Genomic DNA, 22,847 nt, shown 5'->3' with positions numbered 1-22,847 from the left:
GGGCCAGTAGTGGCCCTTTCTTTTTAAACGAAAGTAGTGAATTTCCTACTTTCCTTCCATTCGTAACCCCAACGCCCAACGATTATCAAACCCTTTCCAAGGTTCCGGCACCTTGCCTTCAACAGGGGCTTGATCGCTACTGCCCGTCACATCCAAAAATGCACAGTACTCGTCTATGCCTTTCACATGACAATTCATTAATGCTAATGCAAAATGCTCATTAATAGCATTGAGCTTTTGATTGTCCCACGCAGGCTCAATGTAGCTACCTAGGTCAAATTCACTACCATAAGCTTCACTAGGTGCAGGGTGAGGCGCGACATTGTGACGCGCGTTTACCACGGTAAGCAGTTTACTGCTCTTATTACCCGTATTTTCAAACAACCAACGTATGCCGTCATAACCTGAAATATCATCGTTATCGCCAGCAACATAAAGAATAGGTACATGAATATTGTTGAGAGACGCAACATCAAACAATTGATGCTGGCCGCCCCAAGGTGCAAGAGCCAAAGCAGCTTTCCACGCTGGTAATACGTCATCACTTGATGCCTCTCCACCGGCGCAAGTGTTAAGGGCTTGCTTCACCATATTTACTGCTTGTGGTTCTTTGGTTCCTGTAAACATAGCTGCGGTTGTATCATTAAAAGCATAACATCCACCAACTGTGCTGACCGCACCGTAGCCACCCATTGAATAGCCAATTAAACCGGCCTTTGTGCTATCTACATTTCCTTTAAAGAAAGGATTTTTGACTATGGCATTTAGCGTAAATGCTTGGTCGCGAGAACGATTTAATAGTGTACTGGGAAAACCTGAGTAAGGGTTCTCGACAAAGTTAACCTCTTTATTGGTAGAGTCAGTGTGGTCAATTGCCGCAACAACATAACCATGCGATGCCAAGTGCTCACCGAGGTAATGCATTAGCGTGCGATACCCTGTATACCCATGAGAAATAACAACAACTGGATACTTACTTTCACTCTTGGCGATAGCAACATCACGTATTGCATTTGCTTGAATTTCGAATTTTTGCCCGCTGCGAGTTTGGTCATTGTAAGTCGTCAAAGCGCCATTTTCACTGGTGGGATACCACACTTCAAGTGTAAGCGCGCGTTCAACATCACCTTTAACAAAGTCAGTAACCAATTCTGGGTAAGTGATATTGATGGTTTTTACACCAACACGATATCCACCAACCTCGCTAAGTTCAGGCATAACATCTGCGGGAAAGGACTTGTAAACATTTTGAGCAGCAAAGCTAGGGGTCGTTATTGCTATCGTTGATAGAGAAGCAAAAACTGACGCCTTTAAAAAGAGGGATAACGTTTTCATATGCAGTCTTTTTTTTGTTGAACACCGACACAGTCATATTACCGATGTGGGTTTCATTAACAACCAAAACACCATTTTTATTGATGATAAGAAAAAATAAGACTGGTTAATTCTCTAGTAACACTACAGTAAAACGTATACCCAAATGATAAATTAATGTGGGCCTGTATTACGCAACTGCATAGACTTCCATCTAGCATCAAACATTGGCTTCAAAAGAGTAGGATAGCCATCAGCAATAAAACTTACTTCGCGCAGCTGGGCGCTAGCTACTTTATCTTGATTGATGTTGGCAAGCGCATAGTTAAAGTCTTCGGTTACTTGTTTACCCATTGGGGTTTTAGAACAAAATAACCTCTTCGTCCCACGCGTATCATCCGATAGTTCTTCTACTTGATAAACGTATGTGCTTTCAAGTTGATCTGACGTAAGGCTATACAGCTCCATATGTCCCACGTGACCAAAGTCAATACGCCCATTTTTAATAAGCTCTATGGTATGTAATCCTAAATCCTTTCCTAGCCCATTGAGCATAATCACATTCCGATTATTAACCCACGGTTGTATCACTTCAGAAAACGTGTTCTTAACTTCACTGTACAACACAGTACGATAATTGTCGCTTAACAGCCTTTCTAGTGATGTCATTTCAAATAGACCACTTTGAGATTGTTGAGGGGCGACATCATCTAAAACTAACTGCTGATGCAAACTTTCAGAGACGACAATTAGCATGGGCAAATTAACTGAAGATGGTTGAGAAAAATAGCCCCACGTTGTCCTTTCCTTGCGATAAGAAGCGCCGAAAAAACAATACACTTCATCTGATGTGCTTGCCGATTTAACCAAAGACCACGCACGCTTGATAGGATAAGCCTCAAACCGATGTTCGTAACCCTTTAGGTTTGTCGCCAAAAAGAACATATTGTCATACATAGGGCCTTCTGAAATGCGAATACCTTCAGTTGACGCGCCAACTTCAGGCGGACGCAGCCATACCACAGTTGGGCGATTTAGGGTTGCGGCACTATGACGAGTCTCTTCTACATTTTGCTCATGGGCGCAGCAAAAACGAGGGAACATTATCAGAGTAAGAAGTAAAAGCTGGAAAATTTGTAGAGGTGACAATGTGCCCGCCCAATTTAAAGAAGTGCCGTGAGAAAAAGTGGGAGATTGTAAACAAACACTTATCCCATGTGTGCTCATCCATCTCTCATATACGCCACTAATCTAAAATCATAATGAACGGACTAGGCCAAGAACTTGGTCACAGCGCGGTTTAGTGTTGCAGAGACATGATTTAAGCTGTCTCCTACTTGCTGGCCTTCTTCGTATACTTTAAATATATCTTCAGAATATCGCTCAACCATTTTTAGTAACACATTCTCCTGCTCTTCGGTTAATCCATATTCGAAAAGGCTCGCGTGAATTTCTTCTATCATTGTATCCATAATTTTTACGTTTTACCCTTTTGAGATTTTTCAAACGTTTGAATATGGCAAATAGATTCTTCAGTATCTTTCAATAGCTTTTTCATTTCATCAACAGCTAACAGTGCATCAGCACGACTTTCCGCCCCTTCTAAAATGATAGCAAGGTGGTCGCGAAGTCGCCCTACTTTGGCATCGTCGTCAGGTAGGTTTTTAATCAGCTGAGAAATATCGCCGAAATTTAGAATTAAGCGCTTACCTCGTTGATGAATACGCCCAATATTGCGCAATGAAGTAAGCATTTCTACTTCCAGCGGAGGGCAAGCACCGTTTGAAGAAACGGTAATATTATCTGAAGACGTGCGAATTTGAACTGTATTAGAAAGACCGAAATTAGACGTTGCAGTAACAATGGCTTGTGCAAGATCTTCGAGGGTTTTGCAACCAAAGCTATCGCGTAGAAAATGTATAACACCAGCTTGCTCACCAGCGTCCATCATCGCTGTCATAGCCGCATCCAAAGCCGTTTTTGATTGTGCTTCGGATGATTTTCTCTGCTGCCCTCGTTCTACCGCAAGACGCACTTTTTGCCGCAACTCTTCTGGATTAACGGGCTTAGTAAGGTAGTCAGATCCACCCGCTTCGTAGCCATGTTGTTTTTCTTCAATAGAGTCATTACCACTAATGAAGATAACCTCAACGTGCTCAAAACCAAGAATCTCCTTTATTTGAATACAGGTTTCGTAGCCATTCAATTTAGGCATAGACACATCAAGAAGTATGACACTTGGGCTACAACTGCCACTCAAACACAGCTCTACAGCCTTGGCACCATTCTCAGCTTCGTTGAATTGATAGTTGTTTCCCAACATCTCTTTCAGAATAGTTAGGTCGATACTTGAATCGTCAACAATTAAAAGCTCAGGCAATAGATTGGACATATGCGTGTAAATTCCTGCGTTAGTCTATAGATCGTATTTGAAAATTTGAGACATTTTTTGTCTATAGTACTAACAATAGTTGAACTTACACTATTGTGGTTATTGAACTTTCGATTAACTTTTTCTTATGTATGCGAAGCGGCCGCCATATTCACTCTTAACAATTACTTGTATGGTATTTATGAATATTTGAGTTAACGTGAATTACTGGCTTTTTTTTCAAAAAAGTATATTTGTTAGCATGATTGCAAATGAAGAATTTAGATCCAAAATTTTAGTCAAGGCTTTCACTGACTCTTCGATAGTGATAGCTGTATTATATCGCTGTTAGTCAGACAAATATCCTAAACTTTCCATAACTAGACCATGTTTATCTATTATCCTTTTCACTTGTGCGATGCTCATAACTTTCCTCCAGTTTCCTGATTCTCCTCGTCTGAAAAATCGACTTGTATCTTGAGAGGGGTTATTTTTATAACCGACTAACCTCTCTTGCAGCGCTAAATTTTGAAAATTACAGCTGTTTGCAGCCGCTCGTACTGCGTCGTTTGAATAAGGTAACTGACAAAATTCTACTATTCTACCAAGCTCTTTCACTGACGATTGCTTCAAATCCTCATAACGAACTAATAGCGATGGCAAATTCGAGTCAAAGATGCTTTTGGTATGAGCACTCCAATCAGACAAGAAAATGGGGAGCGTAGAATAGACCCTGCTCGTGTTTAACCAGCATTTGGAATCACAAATCATATCTATCGCCCTGTCTAGACTAATTTGAAAATAATACTGACACGATACTGCTATATCTCTCGGGTCTCTTATTACATGTATGATGCGATCGCAGTTACTTTGATTTAATATTGGCTTTTCGATTTCATCTTCACCGATAAGAGCATCGTGAGACTTTATCAAAGTTTGGTTATGTTCTGCTTCAAAAAAGTATCGACAAGCCTCTGACTGGTATAAACGAATTTCTGCATTATCAAGAAATGTTGTCGATATACCCATGGTGTACTCAACCCAGTAGCGGTCTGAGCTATTAATCGAATTTAATTCATTGATGTCAATTTTGCCATCTTGCTCGAGGGCCGACCACATACTTCGGACCCAGGTCGTTCCAGACTTAGGGTACGTAACTAACCAAATGCGAGGGCTGTTCATTTGTCGTTACAAAGAGTTTAAAATATCAGCGAATGACCCCTTGTGGCTGGGGTACCTGACCCTGACCATACTAGACTGTTTGGCTAGGAAAAGTAGACTTTGACTAACAAAAGCAGCGGGTAAAAGCTCAAAAGAGAGAGAAGGCAAAAAGATATGCTCTGATAGCAAAGTTAATCGTTTTAGACCTTTGACTGGCTGTGAGGATATGCTTTTTATATATTCAGCGTGAAGAGAATAAACATCACTCACGGGAAAATAGCTCTTGTCAGCACAAATCGTAAAGTCCACAGTTTTGTGGCTAAAGCCAGTATCAGCGAGTAGTGCACGTGATTGCAAATTAGTAGTTTGGTTGGAAACGGGATTTAATAGATTAAGCAATGGAGTCGCCTCAACAGAAAGAACACCTTTGTGCATCGACAGAATAGATATCTCGCTCGAAACTAATTCATAGCGACCCGAGGCGGTTTCCCACCCCACAGTATTTCTCTTTATAGCCGTCTCTCCGCAAAATATCACCGCTTTACCGTTGGGAGTTAAAGCGGTTGTGGATTTCAAAACGAGCTTTTTGTTGAGTAGCGCTTTTATAGCTAAAATAGAGCTTGCCATTGCGCGCAAAAACAGGTTTAAACTCGATTTTGTGGGTAAAAATAACAAAGCGTTACACCGCTGCATTTTCAGTTGGATGCCGTCGATACCCCTCAGTACACAACTGCGAGCTTCTACATAAATGGAGGCATTGACACGTTTCAGGCCAACTAAATTAAAGCTTTCTTTTGATATATCAATTTTACGCCCAAGCAACTTCTGTAGCTGCTTTAGAGCCTCTTCTGTAGATGCAAGCACGACGATTACTTTTTGCTACTTATCATATTCAACGTCTCAAACAATACGGATGAAATCGCAGTTTACCTACTATGAACAGAGTAACTTGGATATAACTATTATGAGAAAAACTTTCCGTCGCTGCCACCGCCATTAAAATTGTTTTGTGTTTTCGTACTCACATCATATACAAGCAATTCTGGTTTACGCCAGACAAGCTTTTCTAGTTGATTTTCATTAACTTTTTTAGTTTCTTCCGTTATAGAGTCTTTGTTCACTATTCGCTCCCCACTAATTTTTTCTATTCAAATAGCAAAGTTACTCCAACGGGAAGCTTAATTCAAATTATTGCTGTTAAAATTGAGTAAGAAAAGCCATCAATGACAAGCATCTTGTTATTTGAGAGAGAGATATGCCGACATTCTGTCCAGACTTTATTTTTTTGATACAACTAACAACCGCTTCGACATCCAAGACTTCCTGAACAACTGGGTTCTGTATGTAGCACTCGAAAGTTGCCTCAAAAGTGAAGAATTGCTTTGAAAGCCTGTGCGCTAAATCTGCACTCTGTTTTCCCTTTTTTGTCGGATACAAAACACTATTGGGTAAGTGTTTCCTCATAGCATTTCGTATCATTGAGCGCTGCTCACCATGTCTCCAAACGATGTGCTCGGGAATCCGGCCGCAGAACTCCATAATTGCCTTCAATGACGTTGGATCTACAATTGTGATGCCAAAATACTCGCTATTGACCATATTTCCCGGTCTTACCAAGCCAATGTGCTCAAAAGCTCGAAACTGACGAAGAAGCTCTTGATTGCCTAGGTACTTATTGAACCTAATACTGTCTCGCCACTCTTTCGTTAAGAATTTGGTTGCAGACCTTTGGTATTGCGAATTCAGTTTGGTGTAACGCAGATTATTAAAAATAGGTTTAAGTAATCTATTTTCTAATCCAGCTATTAATCCACCTCGTTCCGAGTAAAGCTCTCTAAAAACGAATGAAAGGTTAGCCTGCTTGACAAGTGGCCATAAACTGGGATTTCCCGTGTAAGAGATAGAGGAATTTCCTGCTTGACCAGTTAGACAAATATTAGCCCCATTAGCTGTTGCTAGCCGGTTAATTTCATGAAGCCAATAAAGGTTGTTGCTCCCAAATGCGGGAGAGGCATGAAGGCTTGCGTCTAATAAAATAGCGTCATAAATTGAAACGTCGGTGCAGAGAACTTTTTCGTGCCTTATTTGATACATTTCAGCAACTGTAGAAGCAATGGGCCACTCATCATATTGAATTTTAGGACTCTCTTCTGGAGTTCTAAAATTTGGTGTGTGAGTATACGAAATTACTTTCTTTTTCTGAGATGATATTTCGGTGAGGGCTGCTACGAGAACTGCTGACGAATCTATACCGCTGCTTAAGTGTGATGCGACCTTTGATGAGGAGGTACGCACGGCAGTTGATACTTGTTTAAAAAATAGATCTTTAAAAGCATCATCGTACTCCTCAGCATTGCGATAAATTAAAGGACTAAGTCGCTCTGGCTGCCACCATCTTCTAACCTCTAAGGCATAGCCTTGAATATATAAATAATGACCTTTTGGAATCTGAAATATACCTTTAAAGCCTGTCTCATCGGGCTTTGCCTGTCGCTGAGAATTGATAAACCCTTCGATTAAATAATCAAGGTTAGGCTCACGACTTATATCAGCTTGACACAATATTTCCTGAACGCTCGTAGAAAAATAAAAATTGTTATCGGTTCGAGCGTAATAAGTCACTCCCTTACTGGCACACTGTGCGATAATGAGACTATTGTCTTCACAGTCATAAACGGCAAAAGCCCATATCCCATCCAACAAATTGAGAGTTTCCATTTTGAATCGGTGCCACAGTAGCATTACTAGCTGTCCATCAGTTATCTGAGGATCTATTCGTCTGTCGTTTAGGGTATCAATGAGTGCATCTCGGTTACTAAGATAAAAGCTCCCACAGATTACGTAGGGAGGACTAAAAAATGGAAGAGCTTCCCTCTCGTCTTCTGGTGTGACTCTTCGGAGCAATTGTCCAAACCCAACTTGGCCTTTCACCCAACTTGAGGCCTCTTGAAATTTCCAATGTTTCGTCGACTCTTTAAACATTTTTTCGAGCGCTAGCTTTGCATACTCATGCGAGCTAATCGTCATCAAACCATAAAACGTACTCATGCTAGAAATTTCTCTTTAACCATTTACTCGAATTTTAGGTGCTGGCCCTTTAATTCTTATAGTGCAGTTTTATTCAAAACTCGTTTGACTTCGATTCTTTTATATTGTTGCTTAGCAAGTTTCGATATTACATATTTTCTCTATAAGCTTTGGAACAGACCAACTTGATATTGGACGTTCTACCAAAACAACTGGAGTACGTGTTAATACGGAGGCCAAATTACTAAATACATTTGGCCACACAGACTGAGCGTCTGATACACTTATCTTCGAAAGTAAATTCCCAAAAATAGAGAGCTTTTCAGCCGTTGTTGTAATGTGTCTAAAAGAGATTGATGTGCAGTGCGATTTAGTCAGCACGTATATGCGATTGAGTTTATAGGAAAAGAGCAATTCCTCACTTTCTAATTCAAGGCCAAATTTTTTTCTGTTTGAATCTATCAGGTTCAGCTCACTCATGTTGATATCGTAATGGATACATGTCTCTTCCCACAACTTCAACCTAGTACAACCTGAAAAAACCCTAAACTTCTCGTCATATTCACCCAATGTATCCACTATACTTAGGTCGTCGGAGACCAGCTTATAGCCTTTCCTCGTGAGAGCTAGAGATAGTGTGGACTTTCCTGCACCTGAATCACCTACCAACATTATCGCACCAGCTTTCCCCATTAGCGTGTTCCCATGAAGTGGTAATCTTCCAAGTTGAAAGTGTATCGCAGTAAAAGCCATCCCCAAGAGAACTAATGCAAGCCGGTCTTGATTTAAGTCGTCCGTGTGTTCAATGGTGATATTTTGGCCTTTTTTAACAAGTAATCTCGCACCGCAATATTCCTCTGACTTAATTAGCCAAGTTTGGTCAGATATCTCGAATCTTTCGTGTTCAATGGCAGGCTTTGATAAATGCTCGAATACCTCTCCGAAATAGATCATGACGTCAGGAACATCAAAAACAGCAGGTCGGAGTTCTTTCAAAGCAATTTGACTCTTAATTTTCAATCCAAAGCTACGGTAGAAAAAGTACTGATTAACTAAAGGGGCAGACATGAACTTGATTTTTTCATATTATTTAAAGTTGAGTTCATTATAGTCTACCATGCCATCCGGCTATCGAGTACATGCCGAGAGCTGAGATTTGATGCTTTTCTCAAGAATCCAAACCATTGATTTAATATTAATTAAATTCCAAATACTAATATGCGGCAACTTCGCGAAGCCAGTATGTAAATTTAAGAGTAGTGACACTGTGAAGAGCAAAACTAAGGAAGAGATGGCTTCCCATTCTAAAACTAAATCAAATTATAAAAGCTTGATGAAGAAAGGCTTCTTTGAGATAGCTGCAACTCTTTTACATAGAGTAAAATCAACCTCACAGCTGTCTGATGAAGAACAGGTGCTGTATGATATGTGCTTGTGTCGACTTAGTTTTTTGCCTCCTATTGATTTAACTAACGACTATTGCCGAATTTTGTCAACTTCCCAATCGATTGACCAATCAATGGCACCAATAGTGGCAGAGCAAATACTACGCCATTTAAAGTCGAAAATGTTTAATCATAAACACTCTAAATTGTTAGAGTATTTCGCAGGTAACGAGTTATTTACGCTTTACTTACAGAGCTTCTTCAACGTAGATATATCTATAGAGCATAAAATTAGAGAGCTCAGAACTACCATACTGGATTTAAGCAATGACGTTTTTTCCTGCAATGCCAGTTACTACAACCTCGCTGTCAGTCTTGCGATTCAGGCCTGTCATAGTGATTATATACTCGATATTTCTGAGGACGAATTAGGTAAGTTAGCAACTCTGGAACATGAGTGCAGAGAGAAAGAAACTGACGATTACTTTGAGAAAACGTGTTTTATTAAACTTGCAATGTACCTTCCTCCTACTGAAAACCTTAAACAAAAATTTAATTCGATAAACAGCAAAACAAAAGTAGAACGAAAGCTTTCCCAACATATAGATGAGCGTTTGGATTACCTAGGTGATGCCAACACAGTTCCTTTATTATTTTCAAGAGGGAATATCAAAGAAAGAGCGCCTGTAACCGAGGTCAAAAGTCAATATGAAAACTATCCATTTCCACGCTGGAGCAATGTCCTCACCTCTAAATCTAAGCGCACATTCCGTGAACACATGGAACATCGCGAATCATCAAATAAGAGTATAAGCGTCCCTGATAATATTGATATTCTTGTTGCTGGATGCGGAACGGGAAAGCATGTTATTTCTTTAGCCGAACGTTACTACTACAGTACGATAACAGCCATAGATTTTAGCGCCACAAGTTTAAAGTATGCGAGAATGAAAGTGGATAGAGCTACCTATCCTGATATAGAGTTTTACCAAGCTGATATTTTAGAGTTGACCAATTGGGAGAGACAATTCCACTTAATTGAATCTGTCGGCGTTATTCATCACACCATAGACCCAATAAGAACATTAAAAGTATTAGTTGATTTATTAAATCAAGGTGGTTGGATGAAAATCGGTGTATACAGTCGTTTGGCGAGGAGGTACATTGAATTTGCAAGACAAGTTATTGCAGAAGAAAATTTTAGTGATGATATCGAAGGAATGAGAGCGTTTCGAAACTTTGTTCTCAAGTCAAGAGAAACCTCTGATTTAAGAAAGCTGATTCATTATGCGGATTTTTATAATACAAACCATCTTAAAGACTTGGCATTTAATGCCTGTGAAAAGGTTTTTGATATACCTCAACTTAAAGCGATGTTGGAATTACTAGGATTAGAATTTCGAGGATTTCAGTTAGACAACAAGAGGCATTTAAGTAAGTATCGTTCTATATTTCCTGAAGACCAAGCGGGCATAAACCTTGACAATTGGGCAAGTTTTGAGACCGAAAACCCTGATACTTTTATAGGTATGTATCAATTTTGGTGTAAGAAAAAATAGTAGCTTAATATTGACTTTGGTTACGTGGAGGCGAGGCTATTTTGTACTAAAAAGCCGCTTAATAGCGGCTTTCTAAATTATTTTTCAACATTCTAATTTTTGTCTTTGGATTTAGAACGGAATATCATCATCAAAATCAAAATCTGGCTCAGCCATTGGTGGTGATTTGGGTTGAGGCTGATTATTACCTTGTGGTGCTTGATTATAACCGCCACCTTGATTGTTATTGTAACCACCTTGAGCAGGCGCTTGGTTGTAACCACCGCTTTGGTTGGCATTATATCCGCCGCCCTGCTGATTATTTTGAGGTCGTTGGTAACCACCGCCATTGCCGCCGCCTTCGCCGCCGCGACCGCCTAACATTTGCATTTGGTCGACAATAATTTCCGTTGTGTAACGGTCTTGGCCTTGCTGATCTTGCCACTTACGCGTTTGCAATTTACCTTCAACGTAAATTTGTGAACCCTTTTTCAGGTATTCTCCGGCAATTTCAGCTAAGCGACGATACATAGTAAGGCGATGCCACTCAGTGCGTTCTTGAACCTGACCCTGTTGGTCTTTCCAGCTTTCGCTGGTTGCTAGGCTTAAGTTCGCAACGGCGTTTCCGTTAGGCATGTATCTAACTTCAGGATCATTGCCAAGGTTTCCAACAAGAATAACCTTATTAACGCCTTTCGTTGCCATTGATGTCTCCTGTAACGTATATGTATGGCTTGTTGGGATACTGTGCAATGAAACACATAAAACAACAAGCGCGAAAGTTCTTCGGTATTAGCCGGCTAGTATATCGTATTTTGCAAACAAAATTGGAAGTTTTTCACCAACACATTTGCCTTTTCAAATACTATCAACATTTACTAATTACATCTTCTGCACTTTCGCCTTGTTTATTTTATGCCACTAACTATGGCATATTCGTCTTGAATAAACTTACCACCACGTAATATAAAACGCCGCTGTAAGCGCAATAACGGCTATTGCCGCAACGTCGAAGCCTTTGGTTGTTGCAAATTGCACTTCATTGAGATTTACCGCATTTTCACTTACGCCTTTTTTCTCAACAAGTGACACAACCACAGCTAGCGCAACACACAATAAGAACACTAAACCAACACGGTCTATGAACGGCAGTTCTGGCCACCAAAAGCGGAATGCTAAACTCAGTAGAAACGAGCCAAGTGCAGCAAGTAGGCCACCATTTGCAGTGGTCTTCTTCCAAAACATACCAAGTACGAACAGTGCGCATATTCCCGGAGTAAAGAACCCTGTGAATTCTTGAATGTACTGGAACGCTTGGTCGAAATTACCCAATAATGGCTTAGCCACCACCATAGCGATAATAAGCGCAACTAAGCTTACGACGCGACCTACTTTAACATAGTGCTGCTGTGACTCATTTGGACGCTTGTCTTTATACAAGTCCATGGTGAAAATCGTCGATACACTGTTGGTCATTGATGCTAGTGACGACACTATTGCGGCAACCAGCGCGGCAAAAATTACGCCTTTTAACCCCACAGGCATCAGCGTCATTAAACTAGGATATGCTTGGTCTGCTTTATCGAGCCCAGGCACAATAAGCACAGCTGCAATACCTGGCAACACTACAATAAGCGGCATAAGTAATTTCAAGAATGCAGCAAAAGCGATACCTTTTTGTGCTTCATGAACACTCTTTGCAGCAAGGGTGCGTTGAATAATGTACTGGTTAAACCCCCAATAAGAGAGATTCATTATCCACATACCGCCAATCAACACTGAAATACCCGGCAGGTCCATATAATGCGGGTTGTCTTGTGACAAGATCATGTCGAATTTTTCTGGCAGCTTGTTGGTTAGATCGACAAACCCTTGGATAACTCCATTGCCGTCACTGATAAGATTCAACGCCGTATACGACAGAAACAAACCACCTAAAACCAGTAACACCACTTGAATGATGTCGGTAAGCGCCACGGCTTTCAGCCCGCCGTAAAGTGAATACGCTAACGAGAATAATCCTAAGAACATCATGCCGTATATCATGTCTACGCCAGCAATCGTATTAATTGCTAATGCGCCTAACCACAATACTGCAGTTAGGTTCACAAAAACGTAAACACCTAACCAAAATATTGCCATTACTTTTCTAACGCGGTGATCATACCGTTGTTCCAAAAACTGCGGCATGGTGTAAATTTTGTGCTGTAAAAAAACTAGGTAAGAAGAATTTACCCACAATAAGAAGTGTTATAGCGGCCATCCACTCGTAGGAAGCTATTGCTAACCCCACTTTATAGCCAGAGCCTGACATACCAATAATTTGTTCTGCAGAAATATTTGCCGCGATTAACGAAGCACCAATGGCCCACCACGGTAAACTGGACCCTGCAAGAAAGTAATCGTTTGTATCTTTTTCGTGACCCTGTTTTTCGCGTGAAACCCACCAAGCTATACCGATGAGCGCAACAACATATATCACAAAAAATGTGATATCCAATGAAGCTAGATTCATAATAGTTCCCAAAGTTTTTATTTTGAGTGTGGCTTTAACATATTATGCAGGGTACACAGGTGAAAAGTTTTATTATTATTTGAGGTATTGCCACACCGTTATTTTATCGCCAATAAAGGCGTAGTTATGCAACGTAACTTTTCTTGTGTTGATTAGTTGTAAACACACCGTAAACATTGCAGTGCCTATTAGTATCACATTTTGTTTACTTTTTTCATCTAAAAACGTGGGTGGATATCATTATTTATATAATCAAACGATATCTAACTAATTTAGTTAAATAGTAAAGCAATAAAAAAAGCCGTATCCACGAGGATACGGCCTAAGGGACACCAACAATCATTAGTTTACAATTGTACTATCTACATACGGGAGAGAGTGTGATGTGTCGTTATGCAAAAGCACCTTGTGTTGCTGTACACACGTAAATATCAGCTGTATACCCTGTCTCATCAAAGTATTTTTGTTCTACTACCTGTTTGACAGCTTCTACTTTATCAGTGGGCGCTAGTGCTACCACGCAGCCACCGAAACCGCCTCCTGTCATGCGAACACCACCGCTTTTTCCCAATACTTCATCAATAATTTTTACCAGAAAATCAATGGGAGGAACGGTAATTTCAAAATCATCACGCATCGATACGTGCGATTGCGCCATAGCTTCGCTCACTGTAGCTATATCACCTGATTTAAGGGCTTTGCTTGCTGCTAACGTTCGAGCGTTCTCTGTAATGATATGTTTCGCTCTTCGGTATACCACATCCGGCATATGTGGCTTGGTTGTTTCGAGCAAATCCATGGTCGCTTCTCTCAGTGATGCCACGCCCATTAGAGAAGCGCCTTGTTCGCACTGTTGTCGACGTAAATTGTATTCACTATCTACCAAACCGCGCTTCACATTAGAGTTAATGATCACAATTTGATGCGAGTCTGGCAAAGGTGAGTGCTCTATTGAAAGCGACTGGCAATCCAAAAGCATCGCCTTACCTTCATTCCCCATAGCGGAAATCAACTGATCCATAATGCCACAAGAGCAACCCACAAATGTATTCTCTGCTTTCTGGCCAAGCAACGCAGCCTGCACACCGTCAATAGGCAGTTCATATAATGCACTAATGGCCTTTAAAATAGCCACTTCAAAAGAAGCAGATGAACTCAGACCTGCACCTTGAGGTACGTTTCCTGTCACTAGTAGGTTTGCACCTCCAAATTCAACATCCGTATCAGCTAATACTTTTATTACGCCTCGAACGTAGTTAGCCCAACCTTGACTTTCGTCATGTTGAATATCAGTTAAGGCGAATTCATTGTGTTGATTACCATAATCCATCGCTATTACAGAAATGTTGTTGTCATCACGTGTGGATGCTGCAACCCATGTTCCAAAATTTATGGCAGCAGGAAAAACAAAGCCTTCGTTATAATCAGTATGTTCGCCAATAAGGTTCACTCGACCAGGAGCATGAGCAACCAACGCTGGGGCGGTACCAAACTGTTGTTGGAAAGTGGTAGATAGAATTTGGTTATCCATTCGCATTCTCACGTTTTTTATAGTGCACAGTTGATAGTGCCTTTAATCGGTCAGCAGCTTGTTCTGGCGTTAAATCTCGTTGTGCTTCAGCCATCATTTCATAGCCCACCATAAATTTGCGAACACTTGCAGAGCGCAGTAAAGGTGGGAAAAAATGTGCGTGAAGTGTCCACTCTGGATGCTGCTCGTTGTCAAATGGCGCACTGTGCCACCCCATTGAGTATGGGAAAGACGTTTCAAACAAATTGTCGTACTTAGCTGTTATCTCACCAAGTATTCTTGCAAGCGTTGCCGACTGTACTTCGTTTAAATGATGCATAGACTGCACGTCGAAACGGGGCAACAATAAGGTTTCAAATGGCCATGCTGCCCAGTATGGTACTACTACCACCCAGTGATCGTTTTGACATACTACACGCTCTTGTTTGGCAATTTCTTGTTCAGCATATTCAACCAACAATGGTCTGCCATGTTCGCTGTAATATTGCTTCAATTGCACAAGCTTTTTGGCAGGGTCTGTAGGTAAGTGCTTTTGTGCCCATACTTGTCCATGGGGATGCGGATTTGAGCACCCCATCATCGCCCCTTTATTTTCAAACACTTGTACCCAACGGTAGTCTTCACCAAGCTCTTGCGTTTGCGCCTTCCAACAATTCACAACCTCAGTGCGCTCGCTATCAGACAATTCAGGCAGGGTTTTACTATGATCAGGTGAAAAACAGATAACTCGACTGCAGCCCTGCTCTGTTTCGAATTGAAACAGTCCGTTCTTTTCGCTAGTTTGTTCGGTATCCTTTTTAAGCGCAGCAAAGTCATTTTCAAAAACAAATGTACCTTCGTACGCAGGATTGACTTCACCATTAACCCTCGTATTTGACGGACACAAATAGCACGTCGGATCATAAGAGGGTTTCTGCTCGTTATTAGGCTCTTCCGATTGTCCTTGCCAAGGGCGTTTAGCGCGATGCGGTGATACCAGTACCCACTCTCCAAGCAATGGATTAAAGCGGCGATGTGGATCATTTGTTGGGTCAAATGGCGTTCCCATTATTCACTCTCACTGATGTTGCCTTGTCATGATAGTACTCAAGCAAAACGGCAATAGGGTTAAACGTTTACCCTGCAATAGTATAGCAAGCATGCTAAATGATCAATTCTGTAACAAGAAAATTATTTGTTAAAAATAATAACAATCCATTATCTTCTTACCGGATTAATTCGATAACTTTGAAGCTATACTATGCATACTATCAGTCATACTGTACGCCAAAACGATAACGAATTGTCATTTCAAACGGATTGTTCGGGTGCGTTATACAATTGGGAAAGTGTACTTTGTTTGGCGCATCAGGAAAGTGTTGCGGCTCTAAGCACAATGCGCCTATTTGAACGTCTGACTGCAAGTTTCCTGTATAAAATTGAAGACCGGGTAAAGTAGTATACAGTGCCATAGTTACGCCAGAATCAGGAGCTTTTACTACTGCTTGGGGTACGTCTTTTCCCACCTCATTCAATACATAATTGTGATCGTAACCACCTACCATGGTATAGAGTTCTGACGCATCAGCCATATGTGCTCTGGTAGATATTTTAACCTCATCCCGAAAGTCAAAAGGCGTCCCTGCAACTGAAACAAAGTCACCGGTTGGTAGCAATGTATCATCAACGTCGGTGATACTGTCGGCATTTATCTTAAGCTTTGTACTTCCCACTGTATCTTCATTGCTCAAAACAAAATACGCGTGTTGAGTAAAGCTTAGCGGGGTCGCTTTGTCAGTATCAGCACAAACGTGAAATATCAATTCATTGTCATTGGTCAGTGTATAACGCGCTTTTATGTTAACATTGCCAGGAAAACCACCCTCGCCATCAGGGCTAAATAGACTAAGTGAAAGACTCACCTCATCACTTTGTTGGTTTGTTGTCGCTTCCCATACTTTCTTGTGAAAGCCGTTTAAACCACCGTGTAGATTGTGTTTTCCACCGTTTAACTCGAGGTTGTACTGTTCATCATTTAAGATAAATTTTCCATGCCCTATACGGTTGGCGTAGCGACCTACAATTGCGCCACGGTAGCTGGCGTCTTCTATATATTCCTCGAGTGTATCGAAGGTTTGCACACAGTTTTTTGCTATCCCGCTTTTGTCTGGAACAATAATCTCTTTAATAATTCCACCGTAATTGAGTAATGTAACACGCATTCCATTGTCATTGGTTAACACATATTCGTTTACTGCCACGCCATTTGCATGACCAAAAACTGAGACTTCGATATTCATAACAAACTGTTTACCTTTCAATGTAGATTAGAGCGTATTGACCGAGGAATTTTCGCGCTCAACATGGCGAAGATCAATTCGAAAGATTGTTCGAGTTGCTGAAGGTTATACGTTTTCCATCATGTTTGACAGCTATTTGGTCGCTTTAATTTAACAGTCATAACACAATTCAATTATCTAGCCACAAAAACAGGCTCTAGAAATCTGATCTTAAAGCGAGAAGTTTACCTTTTTTGTAAATTTAATGTACGCTATGTCGGTTTAGGGCATACGCCCCTTATTTATTGCGAACATGAAGTTTTAAGATAATGGCAACAATAAAAGATATAGCCCAAGCTGCAGGTGTTTCTCTCGCGACGGTTTCAAGAGTGATCAACAACGGGCCAAAAGTAGGCAATGAAACACGTCAGCGGGTCAAAAAAATAATGGAAGAAATGGGTTATCGACCCAATGCCAATGCACGTGCACTTGTCACCAAGCGCAGTGCTTCACTTGGTGTTGTGATAGCTGAACTACACGACCCATTTTTCGCAATGCTTGCCCATGGTGTAGAGTCCATTACGCGTAAAAATAACGTGCAAATACTATTGAGTGCAGGCTCCATAGAAAAAGAAACCGAACTTCGTGCCATTGAAACCCTGTTAGAGCATCGTGTAGAAGCAATGGTTGTGCACAGTAAGGCACTGGATGACGACATGTTGATTGGCTTTGCCAAACAAGTACCAGGCTTTGTGCTAATTAACCGTTATATCCCAGAAATTGCTAATCGATGTGTTTGGTTAGACAATATAACAGGTGGCAAATTAATGGCTGAGTACGCTATTAATCAGGGTCACAAACACCTTGCCGTTATTAGCAGTCAGTATAGTATTGATGATCCTAATCATCGACTAGAAGGCATTCATCACGCTGTTGAAGCAGCTAACCTGAGTTTGCCAGAAAGCATGATTGAATATGCGACACCAGATCAAGAAGGCGGTGAGTTGGCAATGCAGAATTTACTTGCAACGGGTGCTCAATTTACCGCCGTGCTTGCCTACAATGATGCTATGGCGTCTGGTGCAATGACCATGTTGCAAGATCACGGTATTTCCGTGCCTGAACAAGTGTCTGTAATGGGCTATGACGATGTATTACTGGCAAAGTATTGTCGTCCAAAATTGACCACATTACGTTATCCAATTGAGATGATGGCAGCAAAAGCAGCAGAATTAGCACTCAAATACGCATCTGGCAGTGTACCTGAAGAAGGACTTACCTTTAAATACACACCTACTGTGGTGAAGCGCGACTCAGTTGTTCGTGTTTAACGTACTTTTTCCAGATACCGTTTCAAGCATGTTTATCAGTTTTGGGACACAACTGAAACGGTTTACAACAAACTAGCATTGTGTCAATTCACTGGGCTTACCATTTCGTATGCGTGTTGTGTATTCACATCACAACAACAGGCACATATTGACACGTGCCATTCATTTTTTTTAGTAACACTCAACATGCTTTAATAATAAAGGTTCGAAAAAATTCACAGTTTTTATGTATTGACAAAGACATTGAGTTGATCTTGCCAAACAAAATTTTATCCCCAACAATAAAAATCTCACGATCCTTCTGATACTTACGATCAAAATCTAAAAAGATCCCCCTTAACTCGCCCACAGCTATTGATTTTATTGAATTTACGTGATCTGACCACTTCCGTGTTAAACGATCCAGAATTGTGATGATATAAGGCTATTAACAGACTTACCAACAAGGTTTTCCACTACTTATCCACAGCGTCATCATTCGCTTTTTGAACGAAATAGTCCAGAAATTGCTGGTACTCTCGAATTGCTAATTCTGATTTGAGTGTTGCATTATGAGTGGCATCGGGGATAACAGAAATATATTTATTGCTGCTTGATGCATCCAGTAATAATTGTTCACTTATAGGATAAGGCGTGATTTTGTCATCTTTTCCTACTAGCAACCAAAGTGGACCTTCATAATGACGCAGGATTGGTGCTATTTGCATGCTATGTACCTCATCGTGAAGTTTCATTGAAGTGAAACTGTTGGAGAAGCTAGGTACCATATTGGCGATAAGATCGGAGATATTATTAAATGCACCGTCGAGAACTAGTCCATCAATACGCCTATTCGCCGCTACGAAACTGGCAAAATAGCTGCCGATACCTCGACCGTGTACAATGGTTGGCAGCGCGCTGTCGAAAACACTTTGCGCATAGTCAAATTGGGTTAATGCATCTTGCTTTATAGCATTTATGCTTAACGTATTTGCCCTATCACTAGAACCAACTCCCTGATAATCCAACCACAGTATATTGGCAGGTAGCTTACCTAACCGATGAATAACGTTGTTATTCTCACTAATAGGCATACGATTATCCGCGAAAAATACGATGTTAACCACAGGCTTTTGATAGGCAACGGCCAAGCCGCGTAAAGTTATCCCTTGCTTATTATTTACTTCTACGCGAGTGATTTCTGCTGAAGTATTGTCTTTTTGAATTGCAGCGTGAAGTTTGGTTGTGTCCAGAGGCTTTTGTGCAGAGTCTTGATAAAAGAATGCCGTTGGTGAAACATTTATCGCACAACCAGTAGTGAATAGACAACACAAACCAATAATAGCAATGATGATTTTCTTCATAGTGAATATTCCTTCGACCTAATTTGTGTTGACCTTCAAGCCAAAGTTTCTGTCCTTCGAAGTTGATTAAAGGCTGTTGCTCTACAGTAACATGTGCTTATCATTAGTGAATAGCGTTATTCAAATAGACTAGAGAAGAACTTGAAACAGTTTGCAACATTTGATTGATGTTGCGAACGACCTAATTTCCTTATAATTTTAAGTTTAGAGCTCCGACAATACTGCTAATGTGCAGACGGACTTAACATTATGGATAATTAAACAGGCTTTGCATGAAAAATACCGAACAAAACACAACTAAGCCACTCACTTTAATTAGAAATTTCTTACTTTCGTGCTCAGTTCCATTATTGGTTGCGTGCGAATCGACTCCACCTCCCGAACTCGACTCTTCGTTGATACCCGAGTCTCAAAGAAAGGTGTACCAAGCAAGTTTATCTAAGGCTAAAGCATGCCCTATTAATCTCGCTCAACTCGTTGATGAGCGTGCCAGCAAAGATTTACTCGTGGGCAATGACAATGTATCTCAAGATACCGTCTATGCCATGCTAAAACAGAGTTTGCACAGTATGAACGTGTCTCCTGACATTAACTCAAATAACCGAGTAAAAGTGTCATTAGAGCGTGCCTTTGTTAAGAGCCTAGGTAGTAATATTACGGCAACTGTTGTCATTAACGTACAATACAAACCCCATTATTCAGACACTTACTCACCAAGTGTGAGCTATAAAGGGCAAAGTGTAATAGTCAACACAGACATGAAAGAAGATTTACAGTCACAAATGGCAAATGGCGTTGTAGAAGAAGCGATTTTAAGAGCTACACAACGTATAAAGTCTTCTTTACTTCATAAGTGCGAAGATCCAACAGATGGATTAGATATTACCTAATGAGGCTGCATTAGCTTTTGCGGGCAATGTCGCCAACAACACGGCCATGTTCAACCATAATACAAGCCATGCCGCCATCAAGTGCGGCTTGTCTACCCATCTCGGTATCTTCAAATACCACACATTTTTCAGGCTCTATGCCCATTTCTAGTGCTGCGCGTAAAAATGTTTCAGGGTCAGGTTTACCCTTTTTTACATCGTCTGCAGTAACAAGTGTAGTTAGCTGCGGTAATATGCCGTGGTGGTTTAGTACAACCGTCGCATGTTCTCTATCTGCGCCAGTACCAACGGCAATTGGCATTTGATTTTTATAATGGTTAAAGATTAATAAGGTATCTTGGATAACTGGCGGTAAGAACGACTGTTTTTCAAATGCCAACTTTTTAACATGTGCCACTTCACTTGCAGGATGTGTCATAGCATAACGTTGGTTCATTAAGTGCACGGTTGCTTCAGAAGGTACGCCGCCTAAACTGTAGTGAAAGTCACGGTCGAAAGGGTAACCAAACGCCTCGCATGCTGCTTCCCATGCATCAATGTGCGCGGCCATCGAATCAATCAAGGTACCGTCCATATCAAAAATAATGGCTTTAAATGACGTCAAATCTATCACTGATACTCTCCTTCAATTCCATGTGATAACCGCAAAACCCCAGCTCTTGAAAATCGTGAGCTTGAAAACCATAGATTGAAAAGCTACGCGCTTAGGCAAATCGACGTTTCAGTAGATTTATGCGTTTAACACTGCTCGCGCTTGAACAGCATCGAAATCACGGTCCACTTTTAGATATACCGAATCACTCTGAACATTTATGGTCACTTCAAGCACACCGGGTACTTGCATTAACTGTTTTTGCATTTCCTCAGAAAGGTTGCCGCTAAGTGACGCTTGCATCATGACTCGCTTCACACGACTCACTTCCTTCATACCATACAATACAACAAACCAAATCAATGTACTGGCAGCGCCGACAGCATAGGCAATGTCTTGCGACCAAAAGTCGGTAACGAGCCCAGAAAGCATACCCCCTAAGAACGCACCAAAAAACTTGAAAACTGGCATAAATACCCATTGCAGTGCCCTTTTGCCCAGCAGGTGCAATACTTGATACTAAGGCCGGAAAGTTCGCTTCTAAATAATTAAAACCGGTGAAAAATAGTACCACGGCAATGGTTACCGCCCACCAGTTGTGAGGCTCAGCACTTAGTGTTAGAAACGCAATACCCATCAAAGCAACACCGATAAATAACAAAGACTTAGGTGTTCGCCCGCGCGCAATGCCCATCATAATGATAAGCCCAACAATAGACGCTCCCAGCACGGGTAGATACACGGTCCAGTGGCTTTCTAATGTCATATCAAAATGCAGTAAGGTGATTGGTAACTGAACAAAAAGTAGGGTTATCAGCATATGCAGCACCATGACACTCACGTTTAAACGCCATAACTGTGACGAAAAAACAAGACGCGCCAGCTGCCCTTTTTGAGGTAGGGTGTCACCACTACTCAACGCTTCACCATTGGGAACAACCCATTTTACTAACGGCATGCACATTAGTGCGAGAATACCTGTAATAGCGAAGACACCCGCAAGGCCGAAACTGTTGGCAATAAGCGGCCCTAAAATAACGGCTAAATAAAACGAAAAGCCAATTGCGATACCAATAATCGCAAGCACTTTGGCACGCTGACTTTCACGACTCACGTCAGTTGCCAGTGCCATGATTGCCCCTGCAATGGCTCCGGCGCCCTGAAGAATTCGCCCAACAATCATCAACGCCATACTGTCGGCATAGGCTGCAACAAAGCTACCAATGGCAAATACGCTCAACCCCAATAGAATGACTGGTTTACGCCCCCATTTATCCGACATCATACCCATGGGTATTTGCAACGCAGCTTGCGTTAACCCGTATCCACCTACCGCTAATCCAACGAGTAACGGAGAGTAATCAGGATAATCCATGGCGGCTACGGCTAAAACAGGCATAACCATAAACAAACCCATCATGCGTAAAACGTATACGGACGCAAGTGCAAGGGCGGCGCGTAATTCCAAAGCGTTCAAAGCGTCAATGTTCCTCAATTGTTTCAGTGTAGAGAGTATCAATCACCACAGCTCGCAAAATGTGACGCGAAGATGTAGCGTAAGGTCGCGAAGTGTAGCACAAATTAAAGGTGA

Annotated in this window: 18 protein-coding genes and 2 pseudogenes; 3 read left to right on the top strand and 17 right to left on the bottom strand. The window is 41.2% G+C overall.

Annotation, left to right across the window (positions count from 1 at the left end):
- Positions 1–45: 45 nt before the first annotated feature.
- From EYR97_RS10800 to EYR97_RS10765, 9 genes are all read right to left on the bottom strand, one after another.
- Complete coding sequence (locus tag EYR97_RS10800) at positions 46–1,335, bottom strand: dienelactone hydrolase family protein (protein ID WP_131093827.1); 1,290 nt, start codon at positions 1,333–1,335, stop codon at positions 46–48.
- A 153-nt stretch (positions 1,336–1,488) separates the two neighbouring features.
- On the bottom strand, positions 1,489–2,541 hold the full coding sequence (locus EYR97_RS10795; protein ID WP_181409143.1) for a hypothetical protein: 1,053 nt from the start codon (positions 2,539–2,541) through the stop codon (positions 1,489–1,491).
- 44 nt (positions 2,542–2,585) lie between these two features.
- Entirely contained in the window at positions 2,586–2,786 is a 201-nt protein-coding gene (locus EYR97_RS10790; protein WP_131093826.1) for a hypothetical protein, read from the bottom strand.
- A 5-nt stretch (positions 2,787–2,791) separates the two neighbouring features.
- Positions 2,792–3,706, bottom strand: coding sequence for a PleD family two-component system response regulator (locus EYR97_RS10785; protein WP_131093825.1), 915 nt, complete (start codon positions 3,704–3,706; stop codon positions 2,792–2,794).
- A 327-nt stretch (positions 3,707–4,033) separates the two neighbouring features.
- The gene (locus EYR97_RS10780) at positions 4,034–4,867 is read right to left on the bottom strand and encodes a sulfotransferase domain-containing protein (RefSeq protein WP_131093824.1); all 834 of its coding nucleotides are present in this window, start codon (positions 4,865–4,867) and stop codon (positions 4,034–4,036) included.
- A 6-nt stretch (positions 4,868–4,873) separates the two neighbouring features.
- Positions 4,874–5,710: a hypothetical protein gene (locus EYR97_RS10775; RefSeq protein WP_131093823.1), complete on the bottom strand. Its 837-nt coding sequence runs from the start codon at positions 5,708–5,710 to the stop codon at positions 4,874–4,876.
- Positions 5,711–5,808: 98 nt separating this feature from the next.
- Complete coding sequence (locus tag EYR97_RS21890; RefSeq protein WP_165478024.1) at positions 5,809–5,967, bottom strand: hypothetical protein; 159 nt, start codon at positions 5,965–5,967, stop codon at positions 5,809–5,811.
- Positions 5,968–6,043: 76 nt separating this feature from the next.
- Positions 6,044–7,894, bottom strand: coding sequence for an asparagine synthetase B family protein (locus EYR97_RS10770; RefSeq protein WP_131093822.1), 1,851 nt, complete (start codon positions 7,892–7,894; stop codon positions 6,044–6,046).
- Positions 7,895–8,005: 111 nt separating this feature from the next.
- Positions 8,006–8,869 (bottom strand): hypothetical protein, encoded by an 864-nt coding sequence (locus tag EYR97_RS10765; protein ID WP_181409142.1) that lies wholly within the window; start codon positions 8,867–8,869, stop codon positions 8,006–8,008.
- 271 nt (positions 8,870–9,140) lie between these two features.
- Here EYR97_RS10765 and EYR97_RS10760 point away from each other — a divergent pair, with 271 nt between their 5' ends.
- Positions 9,141–10,817, top strand: a complete 1,677-nt coding sequence (locus EYR97_RS10760) for a bifunctional 2-polyprenyl-6-hydroxyphenol methylase/3-demethylubiquinol 3-O-methyltransferase UbiG (protein ID WP_165478023.1) — start codon at positions 9,141–9,143, stop codon at positions 10,815–10,817.
- A gap of 111 nt (positions 10,818–10,928) precedes the next feature.
- Here the strand turns inward: EYR97_RS10760 and EYR97_RS10755 are convergent, their stop codons facing one another.
- The 5 genes and pseudogenes from EYR97_RS10755 to EYR97_RS10735 all read right to left on the bottom strand — a co-directional run bounded on the left by EYR97_RS10755 (position 10,929) and on the right by EYR97_RS10735 (position 17,121).
- Positions 10,929–11,501: a single-stranded DNA-binding protein gene (locus EYR97_RS10755; protein WP_131093819.1), complete on the bottom strand. Its 573-nt coding sequence runs from the start codon at positions 11,499–11,501 to the stop codon at positions 10,929–10,931.
- Between the two features lie 246 nt (positions 11,502–11,747).
- Positions 11,748–13,311 (bottom strand): annotated as a pseudogene (locus tag EYR97_RS10750) (sodium/sugar symporter).
- Positions 13,312–13,702: 391 nt separating this feature from the next.
- A complete protein-coding gene (galK, locus tag EYR97_RS10745; RefSeq protein WP_131093818.1) occupies positions 13,703–14,842 on the bottom strand; it encodes a galactokinase in 1,140 nt (379 codons plus the stop codon).
- Entirely contained in the window at positions 14,835–15,890 is a 1,056-nt protein-coding gene (locus EYR97_RS10740) for a UDP-glucose--hexose-1-phosphate uridylyltransferase (RefSeq protein WP_131093817.1), read from the bottom strand. Before EYR97_RS10740 ends, galK begins: the two co-directional genes overlap by 8 nt.
- A 202-nt stretch (positions 15,891–16,092) precedes the next feature.
- Positions 16,093–17,121 (bottom strand): aldose epimerase family protein, encoded by a 1,029-nt coding sequence (locus EYR97_RS10735; RefSeq protein ID WP_131093816.1) that lies wholly within the window; start codon positions 17,119–17,121, stop codon positions 16,093–16,095.
- Between the two features lie 308 nt (positions 17,122–17,429).
- Here EYR97_RS10735 and EYR97_RS10730 point away from each other — a divergent pair, with 308 nt between their 5' ends.
- The gene (locus EYR97_RS10730) at positions 17,430–18,431 is read left to right on the top strand and encodes a LacI family DNA-binding transcriptional regulator (protein ID WP_131093815.1); all 1,002 of its coding nucleotides are present in this window, start codon (positions 17,430–17,432) and stop codon (positions 18,429–18,431) included.
- A 455-nt stretch (positions 18,432–18,886) separates the two neighbouring features.
- Here EYR97_RS10730 and EYR97_RS10725 read toward each other — a convergent pair whose 3' ends face one another.
- The gene (locus tag EYR97_RS10725; RefSeq protein ID WP_242634981.1) at positions 18,887–19,774 is read right to left on the bottom strand and encodes an alpha/beta fold hydrolase; all 888 of its coding nucleotides are present in this window, start codon (positions 19,772–19,774) and stop codon (positions 18,887–18,889) included.
- Positions 19,775–20,046: 272 nt separating this feature from the next.
- On the opposite strand from EYR97_RS10725, the gene EYR97_RS10720 reads away from it, so the two are divergent.
- On the top strand, positions 20,047–20,664 hold the full coding sequence (locus tag EYR97_RS10720; protein WP_242634980.1) for a hypothetical protein: 618 nt from the start codon (positions 20,047–20,049) through the stop codon (positions 20,662–20,664).
- 10 nt (positions 20,665–20,674) lie between these two features.
- On the opposite strand, the gene EYR97_RS10715 is transcribed toward EYR97_RS10720, so the two are convergent.
- Complete coding sequence (locus tag EYR97_RS10715) at positions 20,675–21,277, bottom strand: HAD family phosphatase (protein WP_131093813.1); 603 nt, start codon at positions 21,275–21,277, stop codon at positions 20,675–20,677.
- Positions 21,278–21,394: 117 nt separating this feature from the next.
- Positions 21,395–22,733: pseudogene (locus EYR97_RS10710) on the bottom strand (MFS transporter).
- Positions 22,734–22,847 lie beyond the last annotated feature (114 nt).

The sequence above is a fragment of the Alteromonas sp. KUL42 genome (assembly GCF_006538325.1).
Classification (GTDB): domain Bacteria; phylum Pseudomonadota; class Gammaproteobacteria; order Enterobacterales; family Alteromonadaceae; genus Alteromonas.
This window is presented reverse-complemented; position numbering and strand designations above follow the sequence as displayed.

Bases quoted from the DNA above. Each gene is read 5' to 3' on its own strand.
- EYR97_RS10740 (WP_131093817.1), bottom strand. From the start codon at position 15,890: ATGGGAACGCCATTTGACCCAACAAATGATCCACATCGCCGCTTTAAT.
- EYR97_RS10755 (WP_131093819.1), bottom strand. From the start codon at position 11,501: ATGGCAACGAAAGGCGTTAATAAGGTTATTCTTGTTGGAAACCTTGGC.
- EYR97_RS10720 (WP_242634980.1), top strand. From the start codon at position 20,047: ATGAAAAATACCGAACAAAACACAACTAAGCCACTCACTTTAATTAGA.
- EYR97_RS10790 (WP_131093826.1), bottom strand. From the start codon at position 2,786: ATGGATACAATGATAGAAGAAATTCACGCGAGCCTTTTCGAATATGGA.
- EYR97_RS10795 (WP_181409143.1), bottom strand. From the start codon at position 2,541: ATGAGCACACATGGGATAAGTGTTTGTTTACAATCTCCCACTTTTTCT.
- EYR97_RS10780 (WP_131093824.1), bottom strand. From the start codon at position 4,867: ATGAACAGCCCTCGCATTTGGTTAGTTACGTACCCTAAGTCTGGAACG.
- galK (WP_131093818.1), bottom strand. From the start codon at position 14,842: ATGGATAACCAAATTCTATCTACCACTTTCCAACAACAGTTTGGTACC.
- EYR97_RS10725 (WP_242634981.1), bottom strand. From the start codon at position 19,774: ATGAAGAAAATCATCATTGCTATTATTGGTTTGTGTTGTCTATTCACT.
- EYR97_RS10770 (WP_131093822.1), bottom strand. From the start codon at position 7,894: ATGAGTACGTTTTATGGTTTGATGACGATTAGCTCGCATGAGTATGCA.
- EYR97_RS10735 (WP_131093816.1), bottom strand. From the start codon at position 17,121: ATGAATATCGAAGTCTCAGTTTTTGGTCATGCAAATGGCGTGGCAGTA.
- EYR97_RS10730 (WP_131093815.1), top strand. From the start codon at position 17,430: ATGGCAACAATAAAAGATATAGCCCAAGCTGCAGGTGTTTCTCTCGCG.
- EYR97_RS10785 (WP_131093825.1), bottom strand. From the start codon at position 3,706: ATGTCCAATCTATTGCCTGAGCTTTTAATTGTTGACGATTCAAGTATC.
- EYR97_RS10800 (WP_131093827.1), bottom strand. From the start codon at position 1,335: ATGAAAACGTTATCCCTCTTTTTAAAGGCGTCAGTTTTTGCTTCTCTA.